The 23,328-nt window shown below is 71.2% G+C and carries 11 protein-coding genes; 6 read left to right on the forward strand and 5 right to left on the reverse strand.

All coding sequences use genetic code 11. The features are described 5' to 3' along the window. Nucleotides 1-13: 13 nt before the first annotated feature. Complete coding sequence (locus WMF24_RS23380; protein WP_437738653.1) at nt 14-8,968, reverse strand: LamG-like jellyroll fold domain-containing protein; 8,955 nt, start codon at nt 8,966-8,968, stop codon at nt 14-16. Between the two features lie 422 nt (nt 8,969-9,390). On the opposite strand from WMF24_RS23380, the gene WMF24_RS23385 reads away from it, so the two are divergent. From WMF24_RS23385 to WMF24_RS23410, 6 genes are all read left to right on the forward strand, one after another. Next, complete coding sequence (locus WMF24_RS23385) at nt 9,391-10,113, forward strand: tectonin domain-containing protein (protein WP_437738654.1); 723 nt, start codon at nt 9,391-9,393, stop codon at nt 10,111-10,113. 175 nt (nt 10,114-10,288) lie between these two features. Beyond that, complete coding sequence (locus WMF24_RS23390; protein ID WP_437738655.1) at nt 10,289-10,795, forward strand: hypothetical protein; 507 nt, start codon at nt 10,289-10,291, stop codon at nt 10,793-10,795. Then, nucleotides 10,750-11,769 (forward strand): hypothetical protein, encoded by a 1,020-nt coding sequence (locus tag WMF24_RS23395; protein ID WP_437738656.1) that lies wholly within the window; start codon nt 10,750-10,752, stop codon nt 11,767-11,769. The genes WMF24_RS23390 and WMF24_RS23395 overlap by 46 nt, the downstream gene beginning before the upstream one ends. An 86-nt stretch (nt 11,770-11,855) precedes the next feature. Further along, a complete protein-coding gene (locus tag WMF24_RS23400) occupies nt 11,856-15,413 on the forward strand; it encodes an nSTAND1 domain-containing NTPase (protein ID WP_437738657.1) in 3,558 nt (1,185 codons plus the stop codon). Then, nucleotides 15,410-16,159, forward strand: coding sequence for a hypothetical protein (locus WMF24_RS23405; RefSeq protein ID WP_437738658.1), 750 nt, complete (start codon nt 15,410-15,412; stop codon nt 16,157-16,159). Before WMF24_RS23400 ends, WMF24_RS23405 begins: the two co-directional genes overlap by 4 nt. After that, entirely contained in the window at nt 16,156-17,592 is a 1,437-nt protein-coding gene (locus WMF24_RS23410) for a PEGA domain-containing protein (protein WP_437738659.1), read from the forward strand. Before WMF24_RS23405 ends, WMF24_RS23410 begins: the two co-directional genes overlap by 4 nt. 139 nt (nt 17,593-17,731) lie before the next feature. On the opposite strand, the gene WMF24_RS23415 is transcribed toward WMF24_RS23410, so the two are convergent. The 4 genes from WMF24_RS23415 to WMF24_RS23430 all read right to left on the reverse strand — a co-directional run bounded on the left by WMF24_RS23415 (nt 17,732) and on the right by WMF24_RS23430 (nt 23,114). After that, nucleotides 17,732-19,147, reverse strand: coding sequence for an EGF domain-containing protein (locus tag WMF24_RS23415; RefSeq protein ID WP_437738660.1), 1,416 nt, complete (start codon nt 19,145-19,147; stop codon nt 17,732-17,734). Between the two features lie 299 nt (nt 19,148-19,446). Further along, entirely contained in the window at nt 19,447-20,742 is a 1,296-nt protein-coding gene (locus WMF24_RS23420; RefSeq protein WP_437738661.1) for a Kelch repeat-containing protein, read from the reverse strand. Between the two features lie 194 nt (nt 20,743-20,936). Further along, complete coding sequence (locus tag WMF24_RS23425; RefSeq protein ID WP_437738662.1) at nt 20,937-21,923, reverse strand: hypothetical protein; 987 nt, start codon at nt 21,921-21,923, stop codon at nt 20,937-20,939. 147 nt (nt 21,924-22,070) lie between these two features. Next, nucleotides 22,071-23,114: a hypothetical protein gene (locus WMF24_RS23430; RefSeq protein ID WP_437738663.1), complete on the reverse strand. Its 1,044-nt coding sequence runs from the start codon at nt 23,112-23,114 to the stop codon at nt 22,071-22,073. Between the last annotated feature and the right edge of the window lie 214 nt (nt 23,115-23,328).

Raw genomic sequence — 23,328 nt, forward strand, 5'->3', positions numbered from 1 at the left:
GACGTCGATCGGGTTACGCGCCGAGCTTCGCGACGATCCGCGCGAGCTGGTCTTCCATGTTGCCCAGCCGGACGTCGAACGCCTGCTGCTTGCGCTCGAGCTCGGCGAAGTAGTCGGTCACGACGGCGGCCGTGCCGGCCGGGGCGAGGGCGCGGACGTCGCGGCCGAAGCCGCTCAGCGCGGGCCGCTCGACGTACGTCACGCGGTGCAGGACGCGCCAGCACGGGTTCGGCCTGCCGGCCTGCGCCTGCCGGAGCGCCCGCGCCTCCTCGTCGTTCGACATCAGCCACTCCGGATCCACCACGTAGCTGAAGAAGTCGCTGAAGTGGTCCGTGCTCCCCTCCAGGTAGAACGTCATGAACCGGTAACGATCCACCTTCTCGCCGGGCACCAGCGGGTTGTCGCGCGCGTCGGTGATCCCTTTCTTCTCGACGCCCGACAGGTCCACGGAGAGCTCGAGGGCCTTGCTCGCGCTCAGCGTCTTGCTGTTCGCGTCGACGCGGCCTCCCGAGCCCACCAGCGAGATCGAGTACTTGAACGCATAGATCGACGCCTCGGAAGAGAAGCCGCCGCCGCCGCTGTGGCTCGTCTCCGTGCTGATCGAGTGCTCGATCGTGCTCGCGAAGCCCTGCTCTTCGGCGCGGAGCCCGCCGTCGGCGTCCCACACGTACGTGTTGACGATGTTGCGCTTGCCCGCCTTCGTCTGGATACCGGCCATACGGTGCTGCCAGTCGGAGAAGGCCCCGCTCGCGCGCACCCGTCCCTCGAGGCCCTTGTGCTTGGCGTCGATGTCCGCCTTCCGCCTCTCCGCCTCGCGCTGGAGCTCCTTCTTCTTCTCCTGGTTCTTCTGCTTGAGCGCGTCCAGATCGGCGTCGGTGGCCTTCGACGACGTCTCCGGCGATCCTTCGGGGAGGCTCGGCGCGCTGGGCGTGTTGAACGCGTCGAGCTTCTCGACCTGGTCGGCGCTGAAGTTGTAGAAGAAGCTCTCCCGCTCTTTGTCGAACCGCTCGATGGTGTCCTTGAGCGCGTACGCCTGCTTGAGCCGGAAATAGCTCGCCGGGTAGAGCGAGCCGTACTGCGCGCGCATGTCGGGCACGTGCGGGTAGAACGTCGGATGGGCGGGCATCGACCCGACCATGCCGTCCAGGCTCCCGTTGAGCGTGTAGGCGGGGTTGATCATGAACGTGATCGTGTTGACGTCGAGCGGCACGCCTTCGACCGGCCGGATGTCGTAGCTCACCATGCGGCCGCTCCTCCTGAGCTTGGTGACGAAGACGTCGGCCATGCCGGAGATCACGAGCGCATACCCGACGTTCTTGGGGACCCAGCGCCGGCCCACCGCCGCGCAAGAGATCTTGTCCTCGGCGACGCCCGAGAGCGCCAGGCTGTCCGTCGCGGTGATGCTGGACGACGCGGCGATCGCGGTGTCCTTGGCGTCGCTCTTCTGGAAGGCGTAGTTGAAGACCCCGCCCGCCTGACCTTCCGAGACCTTGGAGGAGATCAGCAGGCCCGCCTCGGTGTCCCACGCCGCGCCGAGGAACCCGTCCAGGTTGAACGCGGCGTTCTGGGCCTCGCTGCGCTGCCATCGATAGCTCGTCTCCTGCGATTGCTTGAGGGCGACGGTCGTCGCGGCGTCGTAGTCCTGGTATTCCCCGGTGAGGTTCTCCGAGGGGACGGGCGGCGCGCCCTCGATGTACCCGAGCAGCGTCGGGTTGATCTGCGTGTTGCCGATCCATTGCAGCGTCAGCTCTTCGACCCGCAGCTCGGGCAGGAGCTTCACGTCGCCTCCGGCGGCGGACCCGAAGAAGCGCCGCATCAGCGCGCGCCGCTTCCCCTCGGCGTTGATCTCGATCGAGCTGTACTCGGCGGTGACGAGGCTCGCCCCGGGCGACACGGGCGGAGGCATCGCGGGGACGAGCTTCGCGGGCGTCGTGGGGACGAGCTGCGCGCCGCCGTTGAGAACGCCCTGGTACCGGCCCGACTTCCTGTCCCAGACCTTCCTGTCGCTGCTCACCGCATCCAGCGGATAACAGGCGAGCAGGTTCGCCTCGGTGCCCGCGGGGCGACGGCCCATGTCCGCGCGGATCTCGTCGGCGGTGCGCGCCTTGTCCCAGATCCGCACCTCGGCGATATCGCCATGGAACGGAGCGCTGAACTGGCCGGAATTCGACAGCATCCCGCCGACGGTGAAGTCAGAGGCGACGAGATCGCTCGTCGTCGTATCCTCCGCGATCAGCTCGCCGTCGCGGTAGAGCCGCCGCGTCCCCGTGGGCTGGTCGTACGTGCAGCCCAGGTGGTGCCAGTCCGTGTCCGTATAGGCCAGAGGCGATTGCAACCCATTCTTGAGGATCATCGTGAGCTTGTCCGTGGCGAACCCGAACGCGAACAGCCCAGGGGTCCCGGCGCCGGTGGCCGTGACGAGGAACGCGGCGCCGCTCCCGCCGCCTTGCCGCCGCGCCCAGCACTCGAACGTGAAGCTACCGCCGGCCGGCGCGATCGGCGCGAGCTGGATGTACGCGTTGCCCCCGGCAGGCAGGTTGAGGCTCCCGCCGCTCGCGTGGCCTGTGTGCGCCGTGTAACCCACCCAGTCCACGCCCACCATGGCCCCGTGCGCCTCGCCGCCGGCCGAGCGGTCGCGCGCCGTCGCGCCCGTGGCCTCGTCGAGCGGCCAGTAGCCGACGAGCCCCGGCTCGTTGCCCGACAGCGACGCCCGCGCGCTGGCCGCGACCTCCGCGTCCGTCAAGCCGAGGTTCCAGAGGCGGACCTCGGCGAACCGGCCGATGGGGCTGCCGCCCTTGGCGAGGTTGCCGAGGACCTGGACATCGAGGGTCCGCGCCGCCAGCGTCGTGATCGTCGCGTCCGCCGGCGCGCCCTTCACGAGGCCGTGACGCGCGCTCGACGTGAGGTCCTTGACCTTGGTCACTCCGCCGTCGTGCGCGCCATTCATGCGCCAGTAGCCGATGAGGTCCGACTCGTTGCCCACGAAGGACCGATAGAAGTCCTCTCGGATCTCGGTGAAGGTCCGGGCCGACTTCCAGACGGACACCTCGGCGATGTCGCCTTGGAAGTAGCCGTTGTTGCCGTTGTCGTACCCGATGTACAGCGCGCCCTGCGACTCCTGGATGGTCGCGGTGACGGCCTGCTCGACGGCGAGCTCGCCGTCGACGTAGAGGCGGATGTAACCGCCGTCGAACGTGCCCGTGTACAGGTGCCAGCCCTGGATGTCCTCCGGCGTGAAGCTGACCGCCTGCAGGCCCGCGCTCGTCCAGAGGTAGAACCGGATCTCCTTGCTGTTCGAGATGGGGTGCATGATGAACGCATCTCGCTTGCACACCAGGCAACCGGGAGCGTTCCAGCGCTCGGTCGCGCTGCGCGCCCAGATCGAGACCGTGAGGGCCGTCGTGGGGTTCTTGTGCGCCGGCACCTCGACATAGTCCGTGGTGCCATTGAAGCGGAGGGCCGGCTGCGAGGTCGTCCGCCTGCCCGCCGCCTCGCCGTCCACGTACACCGTGGTGGTGCCTCGGCTCGAGGCCACCGCGACGTGGTGCCACCCCGCCTTGATGATCCGCTCGAGGTGGGCGCCGCTGTCGAAGTACCAGCCGTCGATCATGAGCCCCAGGCGGTTGCCCGCGCGCACGACGAGCGGCGCGTCCGACGAGGCGCCGGTGCTGGCCACCACGTTCGTGCCGTACGGGGCTCCATCGTCCCTGGTGGCCATGGGAAAATGCACCCAGGCCTCGCATGTCCACCCGGTCGCGGGCAGGCTCACGGCCTTGGCCAGGGTGATCTTGTCGCCGCTGTCGCGGACGTCTGCGCAGGCGCGCGCGGGGTCGGGCAGCCACTGCTCGAACGTGGCGTTGCGGGCGTCCGCCGCCGCGTCGTAGCGGGTCGCGCGCATGCGGCCCTGCCGATCGACGTAGGTGAGCAGCACGTTGCCTTCGCAGCTCTCCGTGAGCCGGACCCCGCCGGCGGGCTGGACGAAATCGAGCACCGCGCCGGCCGTCGTGAGGCCCCGCTCGTCGGTCGCGATGACCGGCATGATCGCCGGCGGGAGCGAGGCGAGACCGCTGACGGCCGTCGCGTCCTTGGTCGCGAGATCCGCGCGGGCGGTGGTCAGATCGCCCTGCGCGGTCGTGAGATCGCGCTGGAGCTGGTCGAGGCTCTCCTTTCGAGCGAGGATCTCGTTGAGCCAGGCCATGCGGCGATCCATCTGCGCGACATCCTTGTCGAGCCTCGACAGCTCCGCGTCCTTCGCGTCGAGCGCCGCCTTGTCCTCTGCGGTCATCGCGTCGGTCTTCACGATCCACCAATACTGGTGAGCGATGCTCTTCGTGCCCCACAGCTGGCACACCGCGCCGTCGTGGTTCGCCTCCCGAGCGATCTCGACGCACACGCCGATGTTGTGCCACGGCCTGAGGCGACAAGGCCCCTTGTCGAGATCATTGCAGTCGGCGAGCGACCACTGCATGTGCGCGCTGTTGCTCGGCGATTCGATCCTGAGGTCCGTGTCCTGCCCACCGCCGCCCGGCGCGCTCAGCGCCAGCCCGCTCTTCTGCTGCAGGATCTGGAAGCGCCCGGGGTCGCCTTCCACGACCCGCCAGCGCTGATAGCCCAGGTCCTTCGGCGCCCACGGCTGGTGGTGGTATACGGCCCTGTCGTCACCGGCGGTCATGTCCTTGCCGGACCCGTGGTTCAGTATCCGCTGGTAGTAGCTCCACCGATTGCTCCTGATCGCATCGCGCTCGCTCTCCATCACTTTCCTGTCGGACGCCAGCTTCGACAGGCGGTCCTTGAGCCTCGCAGCCTCCTCGACGTAGCGCTGCTGGTTCTTCGCCACGTCGATCCGCGCCAGCAGGTCGCGGATCCGCGCCTCGACGCCGGCCTCCTTGGCCTCCGCCCCGGCCTCCGCCGCCAGGTTGTCGAACAGCTCCTGCTTCTGCGCGGGCAAGGACGAGAGCTTCGACACGTCGGTGTAGCTGTCGCGCGTCACCGCGTCCGAGACCAGGCGGATGCGGTGCTTGCGAACCTCGATCGCGGTCCACTCGTCGCCCGGCGGCGAGCTCTCGGCCCCCCACGTGCCGCGCACGTCGGCGACCTCGAACGCGCGCAGGAGGCTCATCCCGTCCGGCACGACGACGCGGCACGCGGCCTTGTACCAGCCGCCGCCGAGGCTCTTGAAATCGCTCTGCTGCACGCTCCCCGCCGGGACGCGCAGGATCTCCTTGCTCCCGCGGCTGCTCTTGCCCCAGTACGAGAAGCCGAAGAGCCTGACCCCGGTGCCGCCGGCGTTGTTGGGGTCGAGCGCCGCGCCGGGCGAGGTCACCCGGAACTCGAACGTCTCCTCGTAGACGCCGCGCTGGCTGACCGCCACGAGCTCGTCGCTGCCGTACTGGACCACCTTCTTGCCCGAGCCCGTCGCCCGGTTGAGGCGCCGCGCGCCGGCGTAGGGGTCGCCGTACACCGCGGCGTTCCTGCCATGGCGCGAGAAATCCGGCAGGATCGGCGACTTCCCCTCGTGGGCGATCGCGCCCATGCGGTAGTAGGCGGCGAGCCCGGCTTCCCGTCCGCTCAGGTTCAGGTGCATGGAGGCCTTGATGGCGGCCGCGGCCCGCGCCTCCTCCCAGATCTGCACGCCGGAGATCTCGCCGCGGAAGGCCTCACCGATCGTGTGCGCCGAGCCCGCGCTCACCAGCGCCGGGCTGCCCTTGAGGGCGCCGTTGCGCTTGCTCGGCGAGAGGTCCCCGGCGTTGACGTCGAGCGGCCAGTAGCCCACGAGGCCGCCCTCGTTGCCCGTCAGCCTGCGGTACATGTCTGCTTGAATGTCGGCCTGCGCCCGCGCGACGCTCCACACCTGCACGTCGGCCACCTGCCCGCTCAGGTTGCGCTCCGTCGCGGCATGGCCGTCGTCGTGACCGATGCACATCACCCCGGACGCGTCGGCCGCCATCGCGCCGGACGCCGCCTGCTGCGCCGCGGGCGCGCCGTCGATGTAGAGGCGGATCTCGCTCCCATCGTACGTCCCTGTGTAGAGGTGCCACCCCTGGACGTCGGCCGGCGCGCCGGACACGCTGGTATAGGTTCCATCGAGCCAGAGCCCAAACTCGACGTCGCGGGCGCCCTTCGACGGGTTGAGGACGAAGGAGTCCCTCTTGCTGACGAGGGATCCCTGGCCGCTCCAGGCCGCCGCCGCGCTGCGCGCCCAGACCGACACCGTGATGGCGCTCGAGGGGGTCGCGAAGGCGGGCACCTCGATGGAGTCGTCCACCCCGTCGAGCTTCATGGTCCTGGCGAGCTTCGCGCCGGGCGCCGCCGGCGGCACGATCTGCGGGTGCAGATACGCGTCCGGCTTCCATCCGAGCTGCCCTGCGAGGGTGCCGTGCCGCTTCGCCCGGGACAGGTCGTTCGCCGTGCCCTGGTCGAGCGGCCAGTACCCGACGAGGCCCGGTTCACCTCCCGTCAGCCGCTTCGCCATGCCCTCGGCGATCTCCGCCTGCGTTCGAGCGCGGCTCCACAACCGCACGTCCGCGATGCGGCCCTTCCACATGCTCGCCGCATCGTCGAGGTCGTGCCGGCGTCCGATCCGCCACCCGGCGGTGCTCTCGTCGGGCAAGGGGCGGTCCATGTCGTCGCTCCTCTTGATGAGCACGCCGTCGCGGTAGATGGCGAGGCGATGACCGTCATACGTCGCGGCGACGTGGACCCAGCGATCGCGCGGCAAGCCCTCGTCGTCCAGGATGTCCCACCATGTCGTGCCGTCGTAGAACCCGGCGCGGAGCTGGTGGTCGGCGCCTTCCACCTGCAAGGCGAACTGCACCACGCCGGCGCTGAAGTCCTGGCCCACGATGCCGCGCAGTGAGCTCGCCTCCGCCGGGTCATCCAGGTACACCCATGCCTCGGCCGTGATGCCTCCGGCGAACTTCTGGCCCAGGGATGGCACCTCGATGTAGTCGTCGTCCCCGTCGAAGACCGCGCAATTCTGGCCCAGGTGGCACGGCAACGCGCGCGCCACGATCTGCTGCGCGACCTCGACGCCGTCGCGGCAGAGCGCGATCCGCGTATCGCCGCCGGTCTTCGTGGCGTAGGCGACCGTGCCCGCGAGATGCACCCAGGTGTCGGCGGGCAACTCCTTCGGATCGGTCACGGTCCGCGTCGCGCCGTCGCTCATGCGCACGACGAGCTTCACCTTGTTGTCGGCGCCGAGGGCGAGGTGCATCATCCCGCCGCTGTCCTTCACGAGGCTCTGCTCGAGGTTGCCGGCCGCGTCCACGCGCACCCAGGCCGAGAGCGTGCGGCCGAGGTCCCGCGCCGGGCTCGGCGGCGCGAGCTCCAGCTCGGGCGTCTCCACCCGGTCGTCGCCGTCCATCCGCAGCCCCCGGCGGACGACCTTGCTCAGGTTCGCCGCTTCGCCCGCGAAGAACGGCGTGTCCAGCACGAAGGCGCTCTTGCCGGCCACGACCGACTTGACCGGGAAGATGCCGTCGTAGCCTTGGGTGCCCGTGATCTGCACCTCGTCGCCGGGCTTCAGATCGTGCGCCGCGCACGCGACCATGAGCTTGCCCTGGGCGTCCTTGGCCGTGCCCACGACCATGTTGTCGAACACGAGGCCGGTCTGCTTGTCCGGCACGATCTCCCAGAACCCCGCCTGGTTGTCGGTGAACGTGGCCTCGACCTGGAAGGTCGCGTCCTTGACGCTGACCACCTTGTAATGGCCGTCGTAGCTCTGGGTGCCCCGGATCTTCACCTTGGCTCCCCGCGCGACGCCCGCCGGGAGCGCGCCGCTCGACCGGATCTGGAGCAGGTCGTCGCCGCCCCGCTCGGTGCCGACGATGGTCCCGGACGGCGGCGGCGTCGTGTCGGCCATCTCCTTGATGTCGTCGAGCAACGAGAGCGGGGTCAGCACCTCGCGCGCCTCGCTGCGCAGGATCTCGCTGCTGTCCGGCGTGAGGTCGATCTGCGACAGCGTGCCGTCCGCGGCGAGCGCGAAATCGAGCACCGCGGTCCTCACCACGTCGCTGCTGGCCGCCTTCACCGGCACGGCCAGCATCACCCTCGTCGTGTCGCGGAGGAGCTGCGGGCCCGCGTCGGTGATCTGCTCTTTCTGCAGATCGTAGGTCGTCGCCGCCGGGGCGCCGGCGACGGTCCACCCAGGCAGGTCGAGGGTCCTGCGGACGATGCCGGGGAGCGACCGGTAGATGGTGTTCTTCGGGTTCGAAGGGTCCTGCCGGGCAAGGAGGTAGTCCTTCACGTCGAAGACGCGCTCTTCCTGAGAGCCGATCGTGTAGAGGACCAGCTTGCCCGCGGCCTTGTCGTGGACGAACAGGTGCCAGCGGTGCCTATCGCTCTCGGCGGTCGGCGCGAAGACGGGCGAGAACCACCCGTTGGCCACGGTGCCGGCGAAGGAGAGCTCCGCCGCGCCCTCGTAGAAGTAGTTTCCGTCGATGTCGCGGTAATCGAGGTTGTCGAAGCTGCCGCCGCCCTTGCCGGCGGCGGACGGCGCGGCCTTGAGGCGCTGCCTGCTGCGCCGGAAGCGCACCTCGAGCTTGGGCACGAGCTCGTTGGTCATGCCGTCGAGCACGAAGCGGCTCACGAGGATCTTGCCGCCCGGCGACTGGCGGAAGACGAACAGGTGATTCAGGGCCGACACGACCTGCACGGGCGCGTCGGCGCTCCTCGTGACCTCGTCGGAGGCGCCGTACACCGTCTTCACGAGCACGTCGCCGCCTTCGGCCGCCAGGTTCTCCTTCTCGTGGGCGATGACCGACGCGTCGGCGACCGACTCGCCGAGCCGGAGCTTCTTGGACGCCTCGAAGCCGAACGGGTCGGCGCCGTCTTGCAGGGCCGTGTCCTCGAAGCCGCTGCGCTTGACCGTGTACCAGATCGTGCCGCTCGGATCGGTGCCGAAGCAGACGACCTTGCCGTCGTGGGTGACGGTGCTCAGGTGGTTGATCTTCTGATCGCTGAAACTCATACGCGCCTCGCCGGAAAGGGTTCTCGGGGCAGACCTCCACCCTCCGGCCGGCACCGCGGGTGCGGCCGTCGCGACAGGTGCAGGTTCGACGCAGCGGCCCGTCCCCTGGCGAGGAGGGCGCTGCTCTACCCCTCACGACGTACGGGGCGGCCCGCCGTGAAGCGTGTTTGATCTTAAGAATCTCCAAGCTGCGCGACGGTGGGAGCGGTCTCCCCGTCGCCTCCACGCCCGGTCACGCCGCCGAATCCGAGGCGCATTAAAATAGCTTAAGTTGTCAGCGCGACCGACGACGGATACGACCGGTATCGCGATGGCACTGACGGAATGACGATGGCGTCGTCCGCGGGGCCTCGAAGCGCCGTTCCATCGGGGCGTTCTGCTCGACGGAGCCTGGCGCCGAATGGACGAAGGAGACAGAAACCATGCCCCTCACGCTCAGCACGACCATGACCCAGATTTCCGCCGTCTCTTACCCTGTTGGAGGCCGCCCCAACGTCTGGGGGGTTGATGGCGCCCAGAACATCTTCCATTACACCGGAAGCAGCTGGACGCAGATCCCTGGCTCGCTCGTCCAGGTGAGCGCCTCGACTGACGGGACGGTGTGGGGCGTCAACGCGGCGGGCAGGGTGTACAAGTACAACGGGACAGACCCCTGGGTCCAGATGCCCGGCTCGCTGGTTCAGGTGGCCGTTGGGGTCAACAACGGGTCTGGGGTCTGGGGGGTCGACGCGGCAGGCAACGTCTTGCAGTACAATGCGAGCACGAACTCCTGGAGCACGCTCAACGGCGGCGGGATGAAGCAGGTGAGCGCCTTCTGGAACGCAGGGGGGAGGAATTGGTATCTGATGGGGCTCACCACTTCTGGCAACATGCGCCAGTACATCTTCGCGACCAACAGCTGGACTGACCCCATCCCCAACAACAACACCAGTGGAACCCTGGTCCAGGTGGTGTCCGCAGGCGCCATGGCATACTATGGCCTCGATTCAGCCGGCAACGCGTGGATGTACGCGGGCGCCCCCGACTGGTGGTACCCGCTGGACTTGCTCCCGAAGGCGAAGTCCATCAGCTTCCCTCCCGACTACTCCTTTGCGCTCATCGACACCACCGGCAAAACGATTGTGTATGATCCGCGTGGCGAATGACACCGCAGCCCTCCTCGAGATAGCGACCGATCCCGCGGCGGGACGGCGCTGCTCCGAAGCTCACGACGTCCGGCGCGGCCTCTCGTGAACGCGTCGCTCCTTGATTTCTCTTGAGCTGACAGAACGCGACATCGTCCGTTTCATGGCAGGTATGCCCGTGCCAGCGGAGGAACACATGAATCGGGATGAGCCCATCGCGTTCAGCGGCTCGTCGTGGGTGACGGTCGGCGTCTCTCTTCGTACGCGCCTCGGCCCCGGCGAACCACCGAGGCGCGCGGTACAGGCCTTGCTCCAGTCGGTGGGCAAGGCCCTGTCCGTTCATTTCGAGGGCCGCGCGGCCGCGCGCCTCGACTCCGAGCGCGCCACGGCCACGGTGACCCTGCGGATCCCCGAGCCGGAGGGCAGCATCAAGGTGTGCGAGCTCTCGGTCACCCTGCTCGCCGACGAGCTCACCGAGGACGAAGAGCTCGTGGTCGTCCCACGGATCCGCGCCGAGGCTTACCGCCGGAAGGACGATATCGACTGGCTCGCCAGCGACGCGTCGGCGGACGTCGACAGCTCGCCGCCGAGATCGAGGACGTCCTCTCGGCCGTCTCGCCCTGACCGCGGCCACGGCGCGGTCGAAGGAGATCCACCGTGCAGATTGACGATGACAGAAATCGCTCACCGATCCGCCTCGTGATCGCGGCGCTGGCCGCGCTACCGGTCACGGCCTGCGCGAGCACCCCGACGGTCACGCTCGACAAGGCGATCAAGGACCTCGCGCCGGACTACCGCGCGCGGACGCCGGCGAGCGGCTCCGCGAGCCTCGGACGCCGGCAGCTCGGGGACCAGCCCGAGACCAACGCCTGCTTCGACGGCGACCAGGGCACCGCGGCGCCGAGCTGGTCGAAGGTGACGCTCCACTACGGGGACGTGCTCGACGGGGAGCTCTCCGGCGACTTCGGCGCGGCCTTCAAGGTCGCCTCCTCGGCCCGCGCGTCGTCGAAGCGGAGCGCGAACATCACGCTGACGGACCTCGTGGAGAGCAGGCTCTCGGCGGTGTACCTCGACGCGAGCGGCGCGTGCACCAGCCTGTTCGCCGAGACCGGGACGAGCTACGTCAGGGTGCTGACGCGCGCGATCAAGGCGGGGACGATCGAGGTGGCGGCCGAGGAGGCGGTGGCCGCGTCCCTGGCGATCGACGCCTCCTCGATCGGAGGGACCTCCATGAGCGCGTCGAGCACGTCGGGCCAGAGGCTCCAGGGGACCTCTCTCTTCTTCGCGGACTACCCCGAGTGCTTCAGCGTGGTTTACCAGAAGAAAGACTGCGCCGGCGCGGCTGTCGGTCCGGGCAACGTCTGCGATCTCGACGCGTGCTCGTTCAACATCGCGGCGCTCGACACCGCCGGCGCGGCCTGGAAGGGGAAGCTCTCGTGTGAGGGCGGCGCGTCGGTCGATCTCGACGGCACCCTCGGCGCGTGGGGAGAGGCGCAGAAGACGGCGCCCGGCGTCACCTACAACGTCCGCGTGCTCAAGGGAGCCTTCCTGGGGACGGTGAACATCGACCTCCGTCGCTGGGTGACCCGCTCGGAGTCGCCCGACAAGTGCGCGCCCCCCGGGAGCGCGCCACACCCGGGTCGGTCGCGAGCCCCGGAGCGACCTCTGGATCCTTGAGAATCAATAAGGTGTTTGCGCCGAACCCATCTGTTACTCGCTGTTACTCGCTCTTGCTCGCTCTTACTCACTCTCGCTGCCCCGCAATGCAGAACCCCTTCCCTGGTCCGCAACCTTACCGCGCTTCCGACCGTGATCGCTTTTACGGGCGAGGCGACCTGGCCTACCGGCTCGAGGCATCCATCCTCGCCAACCGCTGCGTCACGGTCTTCGGGCCGTCCGGCGCGGGCAAGTCCTCCCTGGTGCAGGCGGCGGTCCTGCCGTCGCTCATCGAGAAGCAGGAGATCCGCGTGGCGCGGGTCGACGCCTGGCCCGAGGATCAGGACCCGACGCGCTGGCTCGCGGACGCGGTGTACGGCGCCCTCGGCCTCGGCGACCGGCCGGCCGGCGCCTCGCCCGCGGACGCGCTGCTCACGGCGGCGCAGCGCGCGGCGCGGGGGTCGCCGCGGCTCGCCGTCGTCTACCTCGATCAGATCGAGCAGCTGCTCTACGCCACGCGCGGCGCGGCCGAGGCCGAGGCGCTCTTCGACTGCGTGGACCGCCTCGCCGGGCTGCCCACCCGCAACCTGCGCCTTCTGCTGTCGCTCCGCGAGGACTACCTCGGCCGCTTCCGCGATCGGCTGCGCGAGCACCGCCGGCTCCTCGATCACGGCTTCCGCGTCGGCCCGCTCACGGTCGCCGAGCTCTGCGAGGCCGTCTGCCAGGCGGCCGCCGCGGGCGAGCCGCCGCAGGCGTGGGCGCCGGCGGACATGCGCCCGCTCCTGCTCCAGGTGCGCGTGCCAGGCCAGGCCGCGGTCGACGAGGCCGAGGCGCAGGCCGCGTACGCGCAGATCGTGTGCCGCGCGCTCTTCGAGCAGCGCGCGAAGGGGGGCGCGGCGGCCTGCGCGGTCGATGCCGAGGCCATCCTGCGCCGGTATCTGGACGCGACGCTCGCCGGCCTCGGCGCGCTGCGCGGCGGGGCCGAGCGGCTGCTCGAGGATCACCTGGTGACGGCGGACGGCAGCCGCACGCTGCGCACCGAGAAGGAGCTGCTCCGGGTCCTCCCCGCGGACGAGCTCGGGCCGGCGCTGAAGGCGCTGGAGGGGGCGGCCATCCTCCACGCGGCGGAGCACCAGGGGAGCCGGTACTTCGAGATCGGCCACGACTGGCTGGCGCGCGAGGTCTTCGATCAGCGGCAGCAGCGCCAGCACCTGGAGGCGCGGCGACGCGAGCGGGCCGAGGCGGAGGCGAGGCTCGCCGAGGAGCGCGGGCGGCGGCGCCGCTCCGCCGCCGTCGCCGCGGCGGCGCTCCTGGTCGCGGCCGGTGCGGCGGCGCTCGGCGCGGTGGCGTACGGCCAGAAGCTCCGCGCGGATCGCCTGCGCGTCGAGGAGGTCCGGGCTCGACGCGAGGCCGACCGGCAGCGCGACGTCGCGGAGGAGCGGCGCTCCGAGGCGCACGACGCCAGGATCCTCGCGGGCTTCCGCGAGCTCGCGGTGCGCGCGCAGCTCCCGCTGGCGATGAGGCTCCTGCCCGAGGCGGAGCGGCCGGGCGCGCGCCGCGGCTGGATCGAGCTGGCGAGCGACGCCCTCAACGCGAACGCGCTCCGCGCGACCCTCCGCGGGCACGCGGGCGCCCTCGCCGCGGCCGTGTGGAGCCCCGACGGCGCGCGCGTGCTCACGGCCTCGGCCGACGGCACCGCGCGCGTCTGGCGCGCCGACGGCACCGGCCAGCCCGTGGTGCTGGAGGGCGGCGGCGGGGCCATCCTCGCGGCCGCGTGGAGCCCCGACGGCGCGCGCGCGCTCGCGGGCTCGGAGGACGGCACCGCGCGCGTGTGGCGCGCCGACGGCGCCGGTCAGCCCGTGGTGCTGAGGGGCCACCGCGGCGCCGTCACCGCGGTGGCCGCGAGCCCGGACGGCGCGCGCGTGCTCACGGGCTCGGCGGACGGCAGCGCGCGCGTGTGGCGCATGGGCGGCGAGGGCGCTCCGGTCGTCCTCACGGGCCACCGCGGCCGCATCAACGCGGCCGCGTGGAGCCCCGACGGCGCGCGCGTCGTCACCGCCTCCGACGACCGGACGGCGCGCGTCTGGTTGATCGCGACGGGCAGGAGCCGCGTCCTCCGCGGGCACACCGGCGAGGTGATCTCCGTGGCCGTGAGCCCCGACGGCGCGCGGGTCGTCACCGGCTCGCGCGACCGGACGGCGCGCGTCTTCACGCTGGCCGACGCCGGCGCGCCCGTGGTGCTCGCCGGGCACGAGGACAGCGTCCTGCACGTGGCCGTGAGCCCTGACGGCCTGCGCGTGGCCACCGCCTCGGCCGATCGGACCGTGCGCGTCTTCCGCGCCGCCGGCGGCGCCGAGCCGGTCGTGCTCTCCGGCCACGCGCTCGCCGTGACCTTCGTCTCATGGCGCCCCGACGGCGAGTACGTCGCCAGCGCCTCCGCGGACCGGACGGCGCGCCTCTGGCCGGCGGACGGCAGCGGCCCGCCGCTCGTCCTGGTCGGGCACCGCGCGCCGCTCCGCTCCGCGGCGTGGAGCCCCGACGGCGCGCGCGTCGTCACCGCGGCGTCCGATCCGTGGGAGCGCTCGTCCGACCGCACCGCGAAGGTGTGGAGCGCCGAGCCGCTCCGGGCGATGCCGCACCGGCGCCGCGACCTCGGCTTCTTCCACGCCGCGTCCATCGTGGCAGGCGGCGAGCGCGTCGTCGCGGCCTTCGAGGACGGGACGGCGCGCGTCTTCCGCGTCGACGGCGAGGGCGCGCCCGTCGTGCTCAGGGGTCACGCGGGGTGGGTGGCGAGCGCGGCGCCGAGCGCCGACGGCGCGCGCGTCGCCACGGCCTCGTTCGATCGCGCGGCGCGCGTATGGAGCGCCGACGGCAAGGGCGAGCCCGTCGTGCTGAGGGGCCACGAGGCCGAGGTGCGCGCCGCCGTGTTGAGCCCTGACGGCGAGCGCGTCGTGACGGCGTCCGACGACGGGACGGCGCGGGTGTGGCGCGCCGACGGCGGGGGCGAGCCCGTCGTGCTGCGCGGGCACGAGGACTGGCTCACCTCGGCCGCGTGGAGCCCTGACGGCGCGCGCGTGCTCACCACGTCGCTCGACCACACGGCGCGGGTGTGGCGCGCCGACGGCGAGGGCGAGCCCGTCGTGCTGCGCGGGCACGGCGGCGGCGTCCACGCCGGCGCGTGGAGCCCCGACGGCGAGCGCGTCGTGACGGCGTCCGACGACGGGACGGCGCGGGTGTGGCGCGCCGACGGCGAGGGCGAGCCCGTCGTGCTGCGCGGGCACGACGGCGCGGTCCTCCGCGCCCTCTTCAGCCCCGACGGCGGGCGCGTCGTCACCTCGTCGGCCGACGCCACCGTCCGCCTCTGGAGCGCTGCCGGCGAGGGCGCGCCCATCGTGCTCGGATCGTCGGCGCCGGTCATCGCGCTGGCCTTCCTCGACGGAGGGCAACGGCTGATGACCGTCGCCATGGACAACGGCATTCACACCTGGAGCATCGACGTGGACACCCTGAAGAGACGCCTGCTGACCGCGCATACCGATTGCCTGCCGCCGCACATGCGCGTCACCTACCTCGGGGAGACCGCGTCCGCGGCCCGGGATCGGCACGCGGCGTGCGAGCGCTCGTACCAGCGCGCGCCGCTCCTCGCGGAGGGCCGGGGGCGATGAGGGCGCGCGACATGGCCGCGGCCGCGGCGCTTGTGTTCCTGTCGGCCCAGGGCGCGTGCGGGCAGCCCGGCGTCGAGGAGGGCGGAGCCGAGCCGGCGACGTCCGCCGGCGAGAACGCCGTCGAGGCCCGCGCCCCCGCGGCGGCGCGGCCGGCGGCGCACAGGCTCGGCGCCGGCGAGCGCCGGGTGAAGCTGCTCGTCCTGCCCGCCGACGCCGTGGTCGAGGTCGACGGCGTCCCGATGCGGCGGCGGGACGGCGTCATCGAGCTCTCGGGCAAGGTCGGGCAGACGCACCGGGTGCGCGTCTCCAGGGGGGCACGGCACGGCGAGACGACCGTGACCCTCACGGACGCCGGCGCCTCGCCGCCCTCGCTCGATCTCGCCGCCCTGGCGCGGGCGGCGCGCCGCTCCGGGCGCGGCCTCCTCCCGGCCGCGCCCGCCGAGCCGGCGGCCGCCGAGGCCGTCGACTCCGCCGCGCCGGAGCTCGCCGAGCCGCCGGAGCTGGCGCTCGAGTCCATGTTGCCCGGTGTCGCCGCCGAGCACGACGTGCTGGCGGGTCACCTGGCGATGGAACCGCCGCCCGGATCGGCGCTGGGCGCTGCGCTCGGCGCCGCGCGGCCGAGCGAGGGTCCGGCGTGTGTTTGTCCCCCGGCGGCGCAGGTCACCCCCAGGTGCCCGACGGGCGCGGCCGCGGCGGCGCACGGGAAGCCGCGCAGCGGCGTGCTGGCCGGAGACTCGTTCGAATGAGGGCGCGCGCACGACCGGGCACGACGCGCCGACGCGCCGCGCGTGGCGGCCTCCTCCTCGCGGCGGCGCTCCTGGCGCCCCTGCCCTTCGGCTCGCTCGCCGCCGCGCAGCCGGGCGAGCCCGGCGAGGTCCAGCGTCGCGAGGAGGCGCGCGCGCACTTCCAGCGCGGGATCGCGCTGCGCGATCAGGAGCGCTGGGCCGAGGCGCTCGCCGAGTTCCAGGCATCGCGCTCGCTGTTCATGACGCTGAACGGGACGACCAACGCCGCCGCGTGCCTCATCCAGCTCGAGCGCTACCTGGAGGCCATCGCGCTGTACGAGAGCGCGCTGCGCGACTTCTCCGAGAGGCTCAAGGCCGAGGACAAGCGCGATATCCTGCTGGTGGTAAAGCTCCTTTACAATGCCGTCGGGGCCATCGGGATCGCGGGCGCCGAGCCGGGCGCGACGGTCCTGATCGACGGCGTACCGCGCGGCGAGCTGCCGCTCGGCGCGCCCCTGCGCGTGCCTCGCGGCCCCCACACCGTCCGCGTGGTCAAGGCGGGTTACCAGCCGTTCGAGCAGCGCCTCGACGTGGGCGGCGGGGAGACGGTCCAGGTGACGGCGCGGCTGGTCCGGCTCCAGGAGACGGGCACGCTCGAGGTCGCCGAGCCGCCGAGGGAGGGGCCGGACGCACGCAGGATCCGGCTTTCGCGAGGCGCCGGGGCCACCGACGAGCGTGAGGAGCGCGGCCCGCGCCGTACGCCCCGCTGGCTCGCCGAGCTGAGCGCCGCGGCGCCGCTCGTTGTGTCGTTCGGCGGAGACGCGCCGACGGGGTGCGTGGCGTCTTGCAGCAAGCCCCTCGGGGCTGGCGTCAGCTTGATGGTCCACGGAGGGTACGGCATCGACCATCTCTCGTTCGGCGCCTCCGCGGGCTATCTGAGCGTGCGGCAAGCCGTCCGCGGGCGTATCACGACGCTCGAGGCCGTCGGCGGGGCGTCGTACCCGGTGCGCGTCGACGACACGACAGCGCTCCGCGGCGCGCTCTTCGGCGCCTGGGTCGGGTACTCATCGGGCGAGGTCCTCCGGCTCCACGCGCGGCTGGGCGCCGGCGGGCTGCTCGGCGTGATCGCGGCATCGCGCACGAGCGCACGGGCGTCGACGGGCGGCGCGCCGTCGTTCGGCCCGCTCGAGCGGAGCGCGGCGGCGCGCTTCGTGTACGTCGCGCCCGAGGTGCGCGCCGGCGTCAGGCTAGCCAGGCGGGTCGAGCTCACCCTGGGGCTCGAGGTGCCCCTGCTCATCGCCGTGCCCAGGCCGGCGTCGAGCCAGCGGGTGTTCGTCGACACCGCGGCTGGGGTCGATCACGCCGCCTCGGCCTGGTTTCCAGGCGAGCCCCTCACGGCCCCCCTCTTCCCGATCTTCATGCCTGCCCTGGGCGCCAGGTACGATTTCTACTGAAGCCGACCTGCCTCCGGCGCACTGCCGTGCGCGGGTGGAGATCCCTATCCTGGGCACGATCTGCCGACTCTTGCGCGCTCTCTCGGGAACCGTTGGTTCAGATTGGACGCGCCCGCCCTGGGGGCAACGGCGAGCCTCATCACGGATAAGTGAACGACGTCACGTAGCTCGGTTGCCCGGGGTCGCACGAGAAGGAGAAGCCGAGGATCGGGCTCGTGAACGAGCCATTGAGGACCTGCGGCGCCTGGAAGGGACGCCGCACGGTGACGGTGTAGCTCAACGGGGTGAGCACCGTCGGCGGAATCAAGAAGAATAAAGGCAGGAGGCAGACGTGGTACGTACCGCTCGGGGGCGTCACCCCGATATCCCAGAAGATGTTCTCCGGGCCGGTGCCGACCAGATCGTCTCTATCCAACTGCCCGAAATCCGTGTTCGCGTTCGGACCCATGTTACCAGCGAAGATCACGTTCCCGCTGGGAGTCGAGACGAAGAGATCGAGGTCGCCGGGCCGACTCCACGTCACGCTGACCCCGAGATTGCCGCTGCCCACGCAGGTGCTGGCCACGCACGACTGGTTCGCGGCGCAGGCGTTGGCGCAGCCGCCGCAGTGGCTCGCGTCCGAGGTGGTGTCGGCGCAGTCTGCGCCGCACTGGGTGTTCGGCGGGTTGCATGCAGCCTGACACGTGTACGAGCCCGGCGTGTTGGTGCACGCGGCGTTCGCGTCGCAGTCGTCGGTGCCCAGGGCGCACTCGTCGACATCGGTGCACGTCGTCCCGTCCCCGGAGTACCCCGCAGTGCAAGCGCAGGTGAACGAGCCCGGCGTGTTGGTGCAGGCGGCGTTCGCGTCGCAGTCGTCGGTGCCCAGCGCGCACTCGTCGATGTCGGTGCACGTCGTCCCGTCCCCGGAGTACCCCGCAGTGCAAGCGCAGGTGAACGAGCCCGGCGTGTTGGTGCAGGCGGCGTTCGCGTCGCAGTCGTCGGTGCCCAGCGCGCACTCGTCGATGTCGGTGCACGTCGTCCCGTCCCCGGAGTACCCCGCAGTGCAAGCGCAGGTGAACGAGCCCGGCGTGTTGGCGCAGGCGGCGTTCGCGTCGCAGTCGTCGGTGCCCAGCGCGCACTCGTCGACATCGGTGCACGTGCCGTCTTGACACGTGAGGCCGTCACAGCACGGCGGCATGGCGTCGCACGGCGCCCCCACCGGCAGGCAGCCCTGGCCGTTGCAGGTCGGGTCGTAGAGCGGCGAGCTCGGGTCGGTGCTGGTGATGTAGTCACCGTCGTGGGCGCTGTGCGCGTCGATGCACGCCTGGTCGCTGATACGAAGGATCGTGTACGGCTTCGTCGCGGAGCCGGTGTGGTGGCAGATCTGGACCTTGCCGCCGGGATCGAAATAGCTGCACTGCTCGGGGGTGAGCGCGTCATGGGCCTCGCCCACGGCCTCCCCGCCTTCGTCGCCGCCAGCCGCGGAGGGGCCGGCGCTGGTGCAGCCCGCGAGCAGCAGGGTGGAGAGAGCCGGGATCGTCAGAGAGTGGAGAAGCGAGTCTGCAAGATACCTCATGGGTCATCCTTTCAAGGTTGTACTTACGCTATCTGGAGAAGGGTCGGGCCGGTCCATTCAAGTTAAATGCCAGTGTCGAACCTGCCCTTTCCGAGGTGATGTTGACGCAGGCCCCTGCACGGCATTCGGCGTGTGCGCTCCTCCGGTCCCCGTCGCCCAGGCCCAGTCGCGCGCCTGCTGCTGCTGCTGTCTGAATGCCTCACCTGCGGAGACCACGACGCACCGCCGTGACCGACCGCGGCGACCCTGCCGAGCTCGATGACGGAGCGGTTCCTGGCCGTGGCCGAGCTCCCGTCCGTTCAGTCGTCGCCGGCGAGGGGGATCGTCAATCTCCACATGTCGTTGAGCAGCACCGGCGCGAACTCCGCGGTCGCTCCCCCGAAGATGTAGAGCTCGTAGGCCGTGGCGGTCCTGCGGGAGAAAGAGAACTGGCCGAACCGCGGCGCCGGCGCCGGCCCCGCCATCGCGGTGTCCACGCGCGTCCAGCCCCCGGTGCCGAGATCGAAGCACCAGACATCCGACAGGGTGGTGCCGTCGAACTGGCTGCCCCCGAAGAGCCAGATTCGATTGCCGCGCTCGTCGGCGACAAGCTTCGCGTTGTCGCGGCGGCCAGGTCCGCTGTCCTCGTCGAAGGCGATCTGCTCCCAGGTCTCCGTGTCGACGTCGAGCATCCAGAGATCGCCGAGGTAGTTCTCCGGCGTGAACAGGCCGGTCCCGTTCACGGCGTCGTTCGTGTATCCGCCGTAGACCAGGAGGGCGTTCCAGCCCTCGGCGTACACGAGCGGGTGATGGGCTCGAGCGCGCGGGACAGGCGAGCCGGTCGCGACCTGCTTCCAGCCGTTCTTGTAGCGGACCAGGTCGTGCTGGAGGCCGTCCGGGCGGTTGATGAAGCCCGACAGCGTCGACGACGATCCCGAGAAGGCGTACGCGACGGTCTTGTGCTTGCCCTTCCGTCGCACGGCGACCGCCTCCGTGGAGCGATTCGCGAGCCCGACTTCGGCCGCGTTCTGCGCGACCTGCGTCCACCCGTGCCCCCGATCGAAGCGGAACGTGTCCTGGTGCGTGAGATCGAGCCCGCGCCGGAAAGGGCCTCTCCCGCCGGAGACGATCAGGGCGTCGTCCTCGGCGACGCTCCACATCATCGCCTCGGCCCGTGCGGAGGGCCCGCCCGTGTGCTCGCCGAGATCGTGCCAGGTCCGCGTGTCGACGTCGAAGACGCTGAAATCGGCCACCGCCTCGTCGTTCGGGTACGTCCCGTTCAACCCGCCGAAGATGTAGAACCGGCCGTCCTGATATGCGCTCGAACCGTCCCAGAGGGCGTCGGGGATGGCTCCGTTCTGCGCGATCGCGGTCCAGTAGGGCAAGCTCGACGGTTCGGCGCTCGGGAGGTCCCCGCAGCTCGTGGGGTGAACGTCGCCTCCCCCGCGATGCGCGGAGAGGCGCTGCGCGTCGGTCAGCGCGGCCTCGTCCCCGCCGAGGCGCTCGTGGACCTCCGCCGGCGCTTGCGAGCAGCCGCCCGCGAGGAGCGCGACGCTGATCGGGACGAGGATGCGGAGGAGGGAGGCGATCGGGACAGACGTACCTTGACGGGTCATGGGTGTTCTCCGGCTCCAGGGAGGGCGCCCGCAGCAGGACAGGACGCGACGGGGACGCTACGACGGGGCACACGCCGGCGACAGATGCACGTTCGTCGTATTGCGGAGCGAGGGCGAGGTACGGTAAATGCTCCGTTTTTTGCGCGTGCCGCCAGGCGTCCTCTCCGGGCAGACGATCGCGCCGGGGCCGAGCGTCAGGGCCAGGTGTCCAGCACCGCGGCGATCCAGCTGTCCGGATCCCGGAACCCGGGATCCTGCTCGATGTGGACGAAGCGCCCGCTGTACCTCGCCGCTTCCCTGCCGCAGACGCTGCTCGCCGGCACGCCGTTGAGGTACCTGCCTTGAACGTTGGTCGTCCCGTTCAGCGAGCACAGACCGCGGCCCGGGAGCCCGATCCGCCATTCAGGATGATCGGCGAGCAAGTTGTTCCTGAGCGCCAGCGCCCTGTCCCCTTCCGCGGCGGGGACATCCATTCCGTGAGACAGGTGGACATCCACGGCCGGACAGGTGTCCTCCGCCATGCCGTGCCACGAGATCACCCACCACGGACGCGGTCCGTAATGGGCCGCGAGCTCCAGGTGGGTCGCGTGGAACATGTTCGCCACGTTGTGGGCGACGTCCGAGAGCATCGTCGAGCTCTGGCAGGTGCTGACGGCGAGGCTGGCGTCGCGGTGAGTCCCGGCCAGCAGGAGGGTGCGGGATCTCGTCTCCTTGAAGACGGTGACCGCCTCCGTCTCCGTGGTCATGTCCGAGATCGGGTGCGGCGCCGTGTGGCTGAGCTCCCGCTCGGCGGCTGCGTTCACGATGAAGGTGCCAGTCCCGCGATCGACGAACCCGTCCTCGTCCTGGTCGCCTGTCTCCATGAGCACGCAATACCGGCGTCCGTTGTCGGCGTCGCGGAGCAACCGGATCCGCAGGAACGGCGACAGGCTCGACGGCAGCGCGGTGTTGCACGTGCCGCGCATCATCGCGCGGACGACGCTCCGCCAGCCGCTCACCTGCGTGGAGCTCGGGGCGACGAACCCCCCCGAGTCCCGGGGGGGCATCTGGCCGCGGATGCACACCGTCAGATCCTCGAGGGTCGCGCTCGCCGAGCAGGTGAGCTGGGCTGCCATCGCCGCGCGAGACGAGATCAGGGCGCTGACGCCGAGCACGAGCAACATCGCTGATTGGAGCCGCATGATGTGGACACCTCCAGACAGGGGTTCATGAGCGAGGCCGACCGGCGCTCGCGCGAGACGCGCGCCGCGCATGCAGGCGCGCGACGAGTTGGTCCGGACGCCGCGCGGAGCGCTCCTCCGTTCACGGGCAATCCGGCGCCACGCCCTTCACGGCCAGGTGGCCAGCACGGCGCCGATCCACCGATCGGCGTCGCGGACCCCGGGGTGCTGCTCGATGTGCACGAACCGCCGAGGGTGGGCCGCGGCCGGGCGCCCGAAGCTCCAGCCTGCCGGCGAGCCGCCGTGGATCCAGCCGCTCGGCGAGCCGCCGTGAGCCCAGCCGGTCGGCGCGCCGTCGTTGAGGAGCCTGCCCTGGACGTTGCTCGTCGCGTTGAGCGAGCACATCCGGCTGCCGGGCACGCCGATCCGCCATGTCGGCTGGTAAGCGAGCAGGTTGCTCCTGAGCTCCAGGATCTTGTCGCCCGCCGCGGGGGCGGTGTCCACGCCGTGAGAGAGGTGCACATCCACGCCCTCGCACGTGTCCTCCGCCATCCCGTGCCACTGGACGGCCCACCACGGCTTCCACCCGTAATGGGCCGCGATCGCCGCGTGCGCCGCGTGGAACATGGTCGCCGCGTTGTGGGCGACGTCCGAGCCCATCGAGGGGCCGTGAAGCCAGCGGCTGCCCGGGATCGCGTCGCGGTGCGCGCCGGCCAGCAGGAAGGTGCGGGATCTCGTCTTCTTGAAGACGGCGATGGCCTGGCTCTCCGTCCCTGCGTCCGCGATCGGGTGCGACACCTGATGGCTGAGCTCCCGCTCCGCGGACGCGTCCACGATGAACGCGCCGAACCCGCGGTCGACGACGCCGTCCCCGTTCCAGTCGGCGGTCTCCATCAGCAGGCAGTACGGGCGGCCGCTCTCCGCGTCGCGGAAGGATCGGACCCGCGCGAGCGACCACAGGCTGGGCGGGAGCACGAAGTCGCAGGCGCCGTGCATCATGGTGCTGACGGCGCTCCGCCAGGCGTCCATCTCGGTGAAGCTCGGGGCGACGAACATCCCCGAGCCCCTGCCGGGCATCTGGTCGCGAATGCACGCGACGAGCGCCTCGAGGGTCGCGCTCGATGGACACGTGAGCTCGGCGGCGCCCGTCGCGCGGGGCGCGATCAGGGCGCTGGCGCCCACGAGGAGCAGGAACGATCGGCCGAACCGCATGCCGAGGACACCTCCGGATCGGGGCTCACAGGACTGCGCGGCGCACCGTGCAAGGCTGAGGCCCGACCGGCGGCGGCCGATCTGTGCGGTTCGTTCGCGGTCGCCACGGCCACCACACCGCAGCATCGTGCGGCCTCACCGACGACCTCTCGCCGCACGTCACGACGGGAGGGCGCCGCTCCGGCGGGCCTCTCCGTCGGTGCGCCTTCCGGCG

Origin of the sequence: Sorangium sp. So ce1335, assembly GCF_051521615.1 — a bacterium.
Lineage (GTDB): Bacteria > Myxococcota_A > Polyangia > Polyangiales > Polyangiaceae > Sorangium.

Excerpts from the sequence above, each read along its gene's own strand:
- WMF24_RS23405 (WP_437738658.1), top strand. The coding sequence starts at position 15,410 with ATGAGGGCGCGCGACATGGCCGCGGCCGCGGCGCTTGTGTTCCTGTCG.
- WMF24_RS23390 (WP_437738655.1), top strand. The coding sequence starts at position 10,289 with ATGAATCGGGATGAGCCCATCGCGTTCAGCGGCTCGTCGTGGGTGACG.
- WMF24_RS23400 (WP_437738657.1), top strand. The coding sequence starts at position 11,856 with ATGCAGAACCCCTTCCCTGGTCCGCAACCTTACCGCGCTTCCGACCGT.
- WMF24_RS23425 (WP_437738662.1), bottom strand. The coding sequence starts at position 21,923 with ATGCGGCTCCAATCAGCGATGTTGCTCGTGCTCGGCGTCAGCGCCCTG.
- WMF24_RS23415 (WP_437738660.1), bottom strand. The coding sequence starts at position 19,147 with ATGAGGTATCTTGCAGACTCGCTTCTCCACTCTCTGACGATCCCGGCT.
- WMF24_RS23385 (WP_437738654.1), top strand. The coding sequence starts at position 9,391 with ATGCCCCTCACGCTCAGCACGACCATGACCCAGATTTCCGCCGTCTCT.
- WMF24_RS23430 (WP_437738663.1), bottom strand. The coding sequence starts at position 23,114 with ATGCGGTTCGGCCGATCGTTCCTGCTCCTCGTGGGCGCCAGCGCCCTG.
- WMF24_RS23410 (WP_437738659.1), top strand. The coding sequence starts at position 16,156 with ATGAGGGCGCGCGCACGACCGGGCACGACGCGCCGACGCGCCGCGCGT.
- WMF24_RS23420 (WP_437738661.1), bottom strand. The coding sequence starts at position 20,742 with ATGACCCGTCAAGGTACGTCTGTCCCGATCGCCTCCCTCCTCCGCATC.
- WMF24_RS23380 (WP_437738653.1), bottom strand. The coding sequence starts at position 8,968 with ATGAGTTTCAGCGATCAGAAGATCAACCACCTGAGCACCGTCACCCAC.